The 12272-nt window shown below is 37.6% G+C and carries 6 protein-coding genes; 4 read left to right on the top strand and 2 right to left on the bottom strand.

What is annotated here, in order from left to right:
* Positions 1-70 precede the first annotated feature (70 nt).
* Together GVN22_RS02580 and GVN22_RS02575 are read right to left on the bottom strand one after the other, a co-directional pair.
* Entirely contained in the window at positions 71-1240 is a 1170-nt protein-coding gene (locus GVN22_RS02580; protein ID WP_166549509.1) for a PQQ-dependent sugar dehydrogenase, read from the bottom strand.
* A gap of 294 nt (positions 1241-1534) precedes the next feature.
* Entirely contained in the window at positions 1535-2497 is a 963-nt protein-coding gene (locus tag GVN22_RS02575) for an MBL fold metallo-hydrolase (protein WP_166549508.1), read from the bottom strand.
* 363 nt (positions 2498-2860) lie between these two features.
* On the opposite strand from GVN22_RS02575, the gene GVN22_RS02570 reads away from it, so the two are divergent.
* The 4 genes from GVN22_RS02570 to GVN22_RS02555 all read left to right on the top strand — a co-directional run bounded on the left by GVN22_RS02570 (position 2861) and on the right by GVN22_RS02555 (position 12243).
* Positions 2861-3817, top strand: a complete 957-nt coding sequence (locus tag GVN22_RS02570) for a hypothetical protein (protein WP_205690761.1) — start codon at positions 2861-2863, stop codon at positions 3815-3817.
* A 4-nt stretch (positions 3818-3821) separates the two neighbouring features.
* On the top strand, positions 3822-5150 hold the full coding sequence (locus tag GVN22_RS02565; RefSeq protein WP_166549507.1) for a flippase: 1329 nt from the start codon (positions 3822-3824) through the stop codon (positions 5148-5150).
* Positions 5151-5417: 267 nt separating this feature from the next.
* Entirely contained in the window at positions 5418-8324 is a 2907-nt protein-coding gene (locus GVN22_RS02560) for a sugar-binding domain-containing protein (protein ID WP_205690760.1), read from the top strand.
* A 595-nt stretch (positions 8325-8919) separates the two neighbouring features.
* A complete protein-coding gene (locus GVN22_RS02555) occupies positions 8920-12243 on the top strand; it encodes a SusC/RagA family TonB-linked outer membrane protein (RefSeq protein ID WP_166549506.1) in 3324 nt (1107 codons plus the stop codon).
* Positions 12244-12272: the final 29 nt, after the last annotated feature.

Genomic DNA, 12272 nt, shown 5'->3' with positions numbered 1-12272 from the left:
TTTTTATACTATATCTCAGGGGAATAATCACTAATTTACTCAATATCAACTCACTAAATTAGTGACGAAATTATTCTGGAAGTAACTGGATAATTCTTCCTGGACCTTCTACCGAAATATAAATCAAGCCATCTGGACCTTGTTTTACGTTACGTACACGTCCGATGCTTTCCAATAGTTTTTGTTCTTTTACCACCTTGCCATCTTTAATTTCGAGACGGCTCAAATATTGATATGCTAAACCTCCAACTAACAAACTTCCTTTCCAACCTTTGTATTTATCACTTGTAATAAAAGAGATACCACAAGTTCCGATAGATGGAGTGTATTGATGTTGTGGAAGCGTAACACCCTCTTTTGCAGGAGCTTTAGAAATCGTTTTTCCGTCGTAGTTGATACCATAAGAAACCACAGGCCAACCGTAGTTTTTACCTTTTTGGATAACGTTTACTTCATCACCGCCACGAGGACCGTGTTCTGATTCCCAAATTTCTTGTGTAGTTGGATTAAAAGCCAAACCTTGTGGGTTGCGGTGACCATACGAATAAACCGTAGAAGGAGCAGAGTTTCCTTCTAAAATAGGGTTGTCGCTAGGCACTTTACCATCGTCGGTCATACGGTGTACTTTTCCCCAAGGAATCGTCACATTCTGCGCATTCATGTTCGGTGATTCGGCACCACCGTAGCTAGTTGCACCACCTTCTCCGATTGATAAAAACAAAAATCCTTTATTGTCAAACTCAATGCGACTACCGTAGTGATTGTACATGGTGTTGGTAGCAGGAGTTGTAAAAATCTTTTCAGTACCCGTAATAGCATCACCGTTAAGTTTGAAGCGAATCAAATTTAATTGTGATCCATCACCAGTGCCTTTACTTACATAAGTCGCATAAATCCAACCATTTTGAGCATATTTTGGATGAACTCTTAAGTCCAATAAACCACCCTGTCCTTTTACAAATACATCCGTTGGAGCTCCTGAAAGTTCAGTAGTTTTTCCACCTGAATAGCGGTAAAATTTACCTTGTTTCTCTGTAAAAAGTAAGTCTCCATTAGGAAGAAAGTCCATTCCCCAGATAACATCCTTGTCATTGACAATGATATTAGATTTGAGTTTTGGTTGAGTATCTGCGGTAGCGTTTTCTGTAGTAGGTTCCAATCCTCCATTAGTTTTGCAAGAGAATCCAGAAGAAAGAGACATGATTGATAAACAAGCACACCCTAAAAGTACATTTTTCATAATAATTGAATAGTTGGTTTTAATTTTCTTACAAAAGTATCATAATCAAGCTTTTCTCTGTCGGGGCTGTAGGGCTTTTGGTACCAGATTGTGGAGCCATTCAAGAGTTAGGACAGGACGAAGTATTCCCAGGTATTGCAGATTTAGGATTTCTGATTTCGGAAATAAAGTAAAATACCTTTATTTCAAGAAATACAAAAGATTACACTTCCGAAATCCAACATCTGATATCTGAAATAGATAGTTTTATAATCCTTCGTTCACTACTAATCTCATGCAATTTGAAATCTTGATTTAGAGTTTAATTTTTTCTCCTTGTTGTGGAAAAATGATGTTTAATCCTAATATATTTTGAGCTTTCACCTGTTCAATGATTTTTTGCTCGTTTATAGCTGGGGGTTTCAAATGCGTGATAACAACATTTAAGCCTTTCATATTTTCTTTTCCAGCAAGGTCTGCCAAAACACTCATTTCTTTCATCAACCATTGTGGTGTTAGGTGACCAAATAACAAATGATTGGGTTGTTCGTTGGGAAAAGAAACCTCGATAAGAATGCCCTTCAATTGCTTGTTTTTAATCAATGGTGCTATGTTTTTCCAAAGGTTTTTCAACTTTCCTGCTTTTTCTAATTCATCAGGTCCTGTGTCTCCCAAATACAATACGTACGAATCTTGATGTTTAATCAAAAAGGCTGTACTTTCAAAAGGCTCAATATGACTTAATGAAAAAGCTTTTACCGTCATGTCTGTTCCTGCAATTTTTTCCTCTGTTTCGAGTGGTAAAGTTGCATAATGGTATTTTTTCAAGAGCACTCCAACGCCCGCATCGCCAAAATTTACCCAAGTTTTATCATTGAAATAGTTTTCTTGCATAATAGTCATGCACTTTTGTGTAGCATAAATACTTTTTGCGGTATCGCCAGGGGAGTTGATAATGAGTCCAGAAGCATGGTCGAGGTGTGGGTGAGAAATGAAATAACCTTTGATGTATTTTCGCATCACCTGCGAAGCAGATAAAGTAAACGTTTTTTTCTCCACAGCTTTTTGCAAACCTGCATAAACCGTTCCTGCGTCTAATGCCACAAATTGCTCAGAACCACTCGCACCAAGCATATAGCATGACATATTACTTTCGTCGGTGCCACCTTTTACGCCCAAAGGAATTAAATCAAATTGTGCTTTTTGCCCTAATGTAGCGAGACTTAAAAGGGATAAGGTTGCTAGTGTAAAGATTTTTTGCTTGTTGAATCGTATCATAAATGAAGAATATTAAATGCTAATTGTTGGTCTAATGAGATGATGATTGTCACTAGAAACCGTAAAGTTAGTAGATTCGAAATTAAATTATGGTTGAAGTTGAGATTTAAAAGCGTTTGTCTCAGAGACGACTAATGTTGGAATACTTTTTGCAGAAATTCCTTCAAAGAAAGTATCTATTTGAAGCGTAAAGAATAAAAAATGAGAAATATTGCTTTTGTTTTATCATTAAATTTCTATATTTAAAAAAGGAATTACTCTTTCGGCATAATACTTGATAGGTGAGGTTATTTGAATATACCTGTTTATCTGGTAAAAGCCATAGCCTAACTATTCTTGTATATAGATTCAACCCGTGTACTTATGTTTGAAAAAATCCTTAACAAATTTCTGAGCCTGATTGTCTTACTCCGCCATGGACGAATGACACCAGATGTACGTTATTATTACCGCCATACTTATCGGTGTCAGCTAACACAACTTAAGTATATTTTTCGGGACTATGTAATCAAGAAACCTTACAAAGAAATTGAGTTTCAGGGGGAGTTTGCTCCTGAACTAGAATTTACGATTCCGTTTGCCTACTGGCATTTTAAAAATGGTACCTTGAAAAGTACCAAGGCAGCGCTTTTTACCAAGGAAATGTATTTCTTTTCGCCTCATCATGAAGAAGTCTTTGATGTAAGAACCAACGAAGGAAATTATAACTTTGAGTTACCGAGAGTATTGTACAGTCAAGATTATGATATGACCAAATGGCTTGAAGTGCCTTATAAAGAGCATTTTAAGAACGATGTTTATGTCTATGACAAACCGATGCTGATGATTGCAAATCGATATAATATGGAATGGGGAGGAGCACCCATTAGTTTTTATAGTATCGAAGATTTGGACTTTATGATTAGTCATTTGAAAAAAGACTATACCATTCTTTATAACCGCCCACGCCCTCAGAATATCACTAATGATACCAGCGATATTTACGAACTCAATGACTACGAATGGCTAGCCGAAACACATCCTGAGGTAGTTTTGATGGAAGATTTGTATAAAGAGAATAAAATTAAAGCCAGAAATTACAACCATTTCCAACTATCTGTATATGCCAATTGTGAGAAGTTTATCTCGATACATGGAGGTACTGCCGCTTTGGCGAGTTGTTTTAAAGGAGCCAATATTATTTTGTCAAAAAAAGGACCAGAACATCATTTTGGTTGTTTCAAAACACTTTTTCCTAAACTTTCAGGAGCTACGATTTATCATGCCAAAACCAATGAAGAGGCGAGAGACTTTGTGCTAAAACATTACGTAAAATCATAATCGTATGGCAAACAACTATTGGCTAAAATCTGGCTTTTTGAATATTCTCCAAAGTTTGACTAATGTACTTTTTGGCTTTGGAGGCTTTTATATGTTGGTACGTGTTTTGGATAAAAACCAGTTTGGCGCTTGGACACTCTTTATGACGACTACCTCTATTTTGGAGGTAATCCGAAATGGGTTGATTGGAAATGCCTTGGTGAAGTTTTTGTCAGGCGCAAAGCCTGAAGAGAAAACCCCAATTATTACGGCTTCGGTAACAATTAGCGCATCGCTTTCGGTTTTTTGTGTATTGCTAAATTTGATTTTTTCACATTTTCTCAGTGTAATGTGGCATACGCCTGAGCTGGAACCAATGTTTTATGTGCACAATATTACCTTTTTGCTTTCGGGTGTATTGGCTATTTTTAACAGTGTCGAGCAAGCGCATTTAGCGTTTAATGGGGTTTTTATTACGACCTTTATTCGTCAAGCAGTCTTGTTTCTATTTATTCTGGTTTGTTTTATTACAAAGTTCACGATTCCTTTAGCGTATTTGGTGTATATTCAGATTGTGGCAGTTGTGATAGCAACTTTGATTGGATACAGCTACGCCAGAAAACACTTGACACTCGATAGACAGTTGCACAAAGAGTGGATTAGTAAATTGTTTCATTTTGGAAAATATACCTTTGGTACATCGGTAAGCTCTATTCTGTCGGGGACTATCGACCAAATGATGCTTGGAGCTATGCTTTCTCCTGTGGCTTCGGGGGCATTTAATGTGGCGGTACGAATCACAAATCTTATCGAGATACCAACCAATTCTATTGCTACGATTGTATTTCCACAAAGTGCCAAGCGTGCACAAGAAGGCTTAGATGGAGTGCGATATTTGTATGAAAAATCTGTGGGAACAATCTTGGCTTTGGTGATTCCCGCGATTATATTTCTTTATCTATTTTCTGATTTAATCGTCAATATTATTGCAGGTGGAAAATACGATGACTCGATTCCTTTATTGAAGATTACTTTGTTGTATTGCATTTTTGTACCTTTTGGTCGTCAATTTGGTATCGTTATCGATTCTATTGGCAAAACCAAATTGACCTTCTCTGTAGTAGTTTTTTCGGCTTGTTTAAACATTGCGATGAACTACTTTTTGATTAGTTCGCAAGGAGTAATGGGGGCGGCTCGGGCAACTTTAGTGTCCAGTTTTATTGGTTTTATCATCGGACAAGTAATTTTGTATAAAGAACTAAAAGTAAATGTGCTTCATCCATTTGTTTACGCTTTTAGATTCTACCCAGAATTTTATCACCAATATATCAAGCCTCGTTTAAAAAAAGTTTGATATGCAATCATTTTTAATGAAAAAGTATTGAGTAATATAGAAGAGAGCAACTGGTTCAAGACTTAGTCTTGGACCTATTTTTTTGAACAGTTTTAAAACTGTGGCAAGAGTGAGTCCGAGACAAAGTCTCGAACTTGGAAATAGACAAGCATCAGGATGATACATGATGGAGTGAAGACATTTGGAGGCTATATTTGATAGTTTAGGCTTATTAGGATTTTTTATACTACTAAGCTATTCTTAATTGTATAACTTACCATTTTAACCGTGAAAAAAAACCTCCAAAATCTATTCATAGCATCATTTGTCCTGATAAGTTTCGCTTCGATAGGACAATCAAAAAAACTTAATTTACAAGGAACATGGCGATTTGCCATAGATTCCTTAGATAACGGAATACAAGAAAAATGGTTTTCTCAAAAACTAAAAGACAAGGTAAAGTTACCAGGCTCGATGCTTGAAAATGGCAAAGGAAATGCAGTAACACTTCAGACTCAATGGACGGGTAGTATCTATGATAGTTCTTGGTATTTTAATCCTCGCATGGCAAAATACCGCCAAGATCCTCGCCCAAAATTCCCCTTTTGGCTTACTCCTAAAAAGCATTACGTAGGTGGCGCATGGTATCAACGTGATATTGTCGTTCCTGCTGACTGGAAAAATCAACGTATTTGGCTAAATCTTGAACGTCCACATTACGAAACACGCGTATGGATTGATAATCTGGAAATTGGGTTACAAAATTCTCTTTGTGTAGCCCATGTTTATGATTTGACGGGAAAACTCAGCACAGGAAAACATACGCTAACAGTGCGAGTTGATAATAAGACCAAAGCAATCAATGTGGGGAAAGATTCTCACAGTATTACGGATCATACTCAAGGAAACTGGAATGGTATTGTTGGAAAAATGGAGTTGTCTACCGAGGGACAAGTTTGGTTTTCGGATGTACAGGTATATCCGAATGTAAAAGAAAAGCTTGCCAAAGTAGTGATTCAACTGGAAAATAATCTGACCACTACAGTTTCTGGGAAAATTAGCCTTTCTGCCAAAAGCTTCAATTCATCCAAACAACATTCAATTGCACCTCTAGTGGTAGATTTTAAAGCGGACAAGGGAAGCAATACATTAACCTACATCTTACCGATGGGTGATAATTTTTTGACTTGGGATGAATATGTGCCTGCTTTATATAAATTAAACGTCCAAGTTTCTACAAACGAAGGTGTGCAGTCGGTAAGGGATGTTCAATTTGGCATGAGAGATTTTGCGATCAATGGAACTCGTTTTGAAATTAATGGACGTCCAATATTCTTGAGAGGCACGGTCGAAAACTGCCAGTTTCCATTGACTGGCTATGCTCCAATGGATGTGGCATCTTGGGAGAAAGTTTTCAGAAAAGCCAAATCTTATGGGCTGAACCATTTCCGTTTTCATTCGTATTGCCCACCAGAAGCTGCCTTTATTGCCGCCGATTTAGTGGGTATTTATCTGCAACCTGAAGGTCCAAGCTGGGCAAATCACGGTTCGTCTTTGGGTGATGGACATCCGATTGATCAGTATATCATGGACGAAACCAACCGTATGGCGAAAGTTTATGGTAATTATGCATCCTTCTGTATGTTAGCTTATGGCAACGAACCAAGAGGAGGAAAGCAGGTAGATTATTTGACAAAATTCATTAAATATTGGCAAGCGAAGGATCCTCGTCGCAAATACACAGGTGCTTCGGTTGCCATGAGTTGGCCATTAGTTCCTGCTAACGAATATATGATTAAGTCAGGACCACGCGGTTTACCTTGGGACAAACTCCCATCAAGCAGTGCTGATTTTGGAGATATGGTCAAAAACTTTACAGTCCCTTACGTTACACACGAGTTAGGTCAATGGTGTGTATTCCCTAATTTTGATGAAATCAAAAAGTATAAAGGACTTTATGAGGCTCGTAACTATGAACTTTTTCAAGAAGATTTGAAGGATAGAGGAATGGCAGATAGGGGCAAAGATTTCTTTATGGCTTCTGGAAAACTACAAGCCATTAGTTACAAGCACGAAATGGAAATGGCATTTAGAACGCCTCTTTCAGCAGGATTTCAGATGTTAGGTCTCAACGATTATTCAGGACAAGGAACTGCTTTGGTCGGTTTGCTTGATAGTTTTTGGGAGGAAAAAGGATATATCGATGCCAAAGAATTCCGTCAATTCTGTGACTCAACAGTTGTTTTAACTCGTTTTCCCAAATTTATTTTTCAGCAAAATGAAAGTATCCAAATTCCATTTGAGTTGTTTCATTTTGGGCAAAAAGCTTTGTCAAAAGCTGTAATTGCATGGCAAATTGTTGATTCAGAAGGAAAAACTGTGCAAGCTGGCGAGTTTCAGCCCGCAGATTATGCGATTGGGAATAACCTCTCAGTTGGAAAAATTACGGTTAATCCACAGCAAATTAACCAAGCCCAAAAACTGTTACTTAGAGCGTCAATTAATGGTTCAGAAATTCAGAATCAGTGGGCGTTTTGGGTATATCCAACAACTTTACCAGCTGTAAAATCAGAGGAGGTTTATTCATGTAATAGTTTAGATGAAAAAGCTTTACAGATTTTAGAAAAAGGAGGGAAGGTCTTTTTACAAGCTGCTGGAAAAATAGAAAGAGGCAAAGAAGTGGTTAATTATTTGCAACCTGTTTTCTGGAATACCTCATGGTTTAAGATGCGCCCACCGCATACTTTAGGGTTTGTTTGTGATCCTAAGCATCCTGCGTTCCAATCATTTCCTACAGAATTTCATGCCAATGTTCAGTGGTGGGAATTGGTCAATAAAACACAAGTGATGCTGTTGGACGAATTTCCGAAAGGATTCAAACCTGTGGTACAACCCATTGATACATGGTTTTTGAATAGACCTTTGGGTTTGATTGTAGAGGCAAAAGTAGGCAAAGGAAAGCTATTGATTTGTAGTGCCGATGTTAGCTCAAATTTGGATACAAGACCTGTAGCTCGTCAACTAGCCTATAGTTTGCAGCAGTATATGGTCTCTTCAGCTTTTAACCCACAGACTTCGGTTGATTTACAAGTAGTAAAAAATCTTTTTGATAAGTCTTACAATCCTAATTTTAATACCTATACCAAAGATGCTCCTGATGAGTTGAAGGTAAAAAAGAATGGTATGAATCCCTGATTAGTGATAGATTAAAGATCTTATTCCTTCTAGGGTACGACTTAAGTTGTATCCTAGAAGGATTTTTTTTGATATAATCTTTAACGCCTAAATCCTGTTACAAATAGGCTTATAAAAGCAGTTGTTAGGTTTTTATAACTATTTGAAAATAAGTTTATAAGCTAAAATTTTAGGTGTTTTTGTAAGAATGATTAATAAAATATTTTAAAAACATTATGCCTTGTTCTCTTCCTCATTCAACCTAAATTGCAATTGATTTTATCCTGAAAATTCTACTTTTAAGATAATTTTAGCTTAAAATGTCCGATTTGGTTGAGTATTTTATTCTTAAAATGGATTATTAAAATAATTTACAATAAATTAATATTTAATAATTTATTTTATTAATTTGGTTGCGAAATCCAACTAACACTTTCAAAACTAATTGCTAGAAAACAGTTTACAGGATTTCAAAACCGCATCAACTTACCGTATTTAAACCATGAAAAACAACGAAAGGAGGGAATCTTTTTCTCCGTAACACTCTAAAACTATTTTTTTCAAATTCGCTCTATCAGAGCCCAATTTTCAATTTTCATCATTTTAATTCCTAACAATGAAAGCATGTAGAAAAATTTTTACTACGTTATTTGCTACACTCTTGATTTTGACTGGACAGTTCGTAATGGCTCAACAAGTAGTCAAAGGAAAGGTCGTGGATAGCAATCAATCTGCCCTAGCAGGCGTAAGTATTTTAGTGAAAGGTACTACCAAAGGTACAGTAACGGATGGTTCGGGTAATTTTACGATTTCTGTTGCCAAAAATGCCTCTTTGATTTTCCAATCATTGGGCTTCGCTACAAAGACCGTTGAAGTGTCGGGACGTACAACCATCGATGTGGTATTGGAAGCTACTTCTCAAGACCTTGATGAGGTGGTTGTTACGGCCTTGGGGATCAAACGTGAACAAAAAGCCCTTGGTTACTCAATTGGAACAGTTTCGAGCAAGGAAATCACCGCTTCGGGTAATACCAACTTTGCTTCGGCATTGTACGGTAAAGTAGCAGGCGTTAAAATTTCTACGGCGCCAGGTGGTGCAACATCAGCTGTAAACGTACAGGTACGTGGGGTAAACTCATTGAATTATAATACTCAACCACTTTATGTTGTGGATGGTATCGTAATCCGTGATTTTAACCAAGCAGGTGCAAATGGCTTGAACAACGGCGGTTATTGGGATGATCAACGTATCCGTGGTAATGGTATCTTGGATATCAACCCAGCTGATATTGCAAGTTTGTCGGTATTGAAAGGTGCATCAGCAACAGCCCTTTACGGTTCTGAAGCTTCGAATGGTGTAATTGTTATTACAACAAAATCTGGTGTAAAAGGCAAAGGGTTAGGCGTTGAATTAAACTACACGTATAACCAAGAACGTGTAGCATTTACACCTCAATATCAGAATGTTTACGGCCCAGGTTATGACCGTGCTACAAACCTTGCAGTTGGTGCTGATGAAGAAGGTTTTATCACAAACCCTGATGGTTCTAAGCGTGTTAACTTCAGAGCTTACGGACAATTTGGTCCTAAAATGGACGGTAGAATGATGCCTTGGTGGGACGGAACGATGCAGTCGTATAGCGCAAAACCAAATAACTTTAACGATTTTTATCAAACAGGTTATAACTCAACGGTTAACGCAGCATTCTCAAATGCAACTGATAAAGGTTCTTACCGTTTTTCTTACACAGGAACTGACTATGCAGGTATTATGCGTGGAAGTGGTTTGAAACGTAATACTTTCAACTTGAACTCTTCTGTAAAATTAAGTAATAAAGTTACTGCTGATGTGGTTGTAAGTTATATCAACTCAAAAGTGCACAACCGTCCAGAGCAAATCAACCGTGTAACAGCCAACTATGGTGGTTTTTATAGCCGTGCGGAAGATATGAACAACTTCTTGAATCATTACCAAACATCACAAGGATACAAATATGTACCGTACAATGTTCCTGAGCGTAATCCTTCAGAGGCGTTCAAATACAACATTCGTGGTGGTGATATTATGGACTTGTTGTGGAATGCTTTGCGTAATAGCGAAGACGAAAACCAAGACCGTGTATTAAGTTCAGTGACTTTGAATTACAAAATCAATAATGAATTCGGATTACGTGGTCGTGTAGGTAATGACTTTACAAGTTTGGGTACTGAAGTAAAGAAATACAACGAATTTCCTGCTTTGTTTAACTCAGGAAATAGTACTGGTGAATACCGTGTTGCAAGTGGTCGTTACTCAATCGTGTATGGCGATGCGATGTTGACTTATGCTAAAAAATTGAATACAGATTTTGATTTGTCAGCTTCTGCTGGTGTGCAAGGTCGTCAAGAAAAATACTATGACCAATCAGTTGGTACAAATGGTGGTTTGGTAATCGAGAACTGGTTTAGTATGAACAACTCTACTAACGTATTGAATGCTAGTGCTTCACGTAGAGAAATGATTAAGTTTGCTTACTTGGGTACTTTGAATGCTGCTTACAAAAACATGTTGTTCGTAGAAGGTACTGCTCGTCAGGAATACTCTTCAACATTGCCAGCAGGAAATAACAGTTATTTCTACACTTCGGTAAACTCTGGTTTTGTATTCTCAGACGCATTCCAAATGCCTAATTTCATGAACTACGGTAAAATCCGTGCTTCTTATGGTATTGTGGGTAATGCTCCTCCATTGTATGTGGCAAACACTACGTATTCTCAAACGATTTTGCAAACGGCTTACGGTGCAGTTCCTGCTTTAAGAGCAAGTTCTAGCTATGGTAATGATAACATCAAACCTGAACAGAAATTTGAGAATGAATTTGGTTTAGAAACGAAATTCTTCAAAAATAAGTTAGGATTTGATTTGACTTATTACAATAGCCGTATCAAAGATCAAATTCTTCAAACGTCTATTCCTACAAGTACAGGTGCTAGTTCGGTATTGGCAAACGTTGGTGAGCTTCGCTCTTTTGGTTGGGAAGCATCGATTTATGCAACTCCTATCAAAACACGTGATTTCACTTGGAACACACGTATCAATGCTGCCATCAACCGCACAAAAGTTGAGAAGTTGGCAAAAGGTATCCCTCAGTTAGTGGCTTATGATGCTGACCAATCTGCTATTAAAATCGTAGCTGACGAAGGTGATTATTTAGGAAATATTTACACTCACGTACGTGCGACTGACTCAAAAGGTAACTTTATCATCTCTGATGATGGTCTTTATACCTTAACATCTGACTACAAAAAAGTAGGTAACGTTATGCCGAAATTAATCGGTGGTTTCTTGAACTCATTTACCTACAAAAACTTCACTTTAGACATCAATATGGATTACCGTATCGGTGGACAATTGGTATCAAACCCATTGTTGTATGCGACGGGTGCTGGTATGTTCGAAAGTACAATGAAATATCGTGATGCCGAAAACGGTGGTTTGCCATATTATGTAGATGGAAGTGGCAATAACGTGTTGTTGTCAAGTCACACTGCAACTGCTCCAAACGGTGGTAAAGTATATCATGATGGTGTAATGTTGGACGGCGTAACCGCTAGTGGTGAGAAAAACGGTAAAATCATTGATGCTGCCTCGTATTACATGAATACTTATACTTGGGGTTCGTCGGGTTGGTATGAAAACGGTGCCGTTTATAACAACAGTTACTTGAAAGTTCGTGAAGCAATTTTATCTTATACTTTGCCTTCGGCAGTAGCTCAAAAATTGCGTTTGCAAAATGTTCGTGTGTCTTTGATTGGTCGTAACCTATTCTACTTGTACCGCACGTTGAAAAATCTTGACCCAGAAGCACCTATCGGTACTAGCTGGAACCGTCAAGGTATCGACGAAGGTTCAACAGCAGCAACTCGTAGCTTTGGTGTGGCTTTACACGCAAGTTTTTAATCAACCAATCAGACATTTTATTTAGAAAA

Origin of the sequence: Cellulophaga sp. BC115SP (genome assembly GCF_009905545.1) — a bacterium.
Taxonomy (GTDB): domain Bacteria; phylum Bacteroidota; class Bacteroidia; order Cytophagales; family Spirosomataceae; genus Flectobacillus; species Flectobacillus rivi.
Note: the sequence above shows the minus strand (reverse complement) of the source record. Positions and strands in the feature narration are given on the sequence as shown.

Excerpts from the sequence above, each read along its gene's own strand:
- GVN22_RS02580 (WP_166549509.1), bottom strand. The coding sequence starts at position 1,240 with ATGAAAAATGTACTTTTAGGGTGTGCTTGTTTATCAATCATGTCTCTT.
- GVN22_RS02575 (WP_166549508.1), bottom strand. The coding sequence starts at position 2,497 with ATGATACGATTCAACAAGCAAAAAATCTTTACACTAGCAACCTTATCC.
- GVN22_RS02570 (WP_205690761.1), top strand. The coding sequence starts at position 2,861 with ATGTTTGAAAAAATCCTTAACAAATTTCTGAGCCTGATTGTCTTACTC.
- GVN22_RS02565 (WP_166549507.1), top strand. The coding sequence starts at position 3,822 with ATGGCAAACAACTATTGGCTAAAATCTGGCTTTTTGAATATTCTCCAA.
- GVN22_RS02555 (WP_166549506.1), top strand. The coding sequence starts at position 8,920 with ATGAAAGCATGTAGAAAAATTTTTACTACGTTATTTGCTACACTCTTG.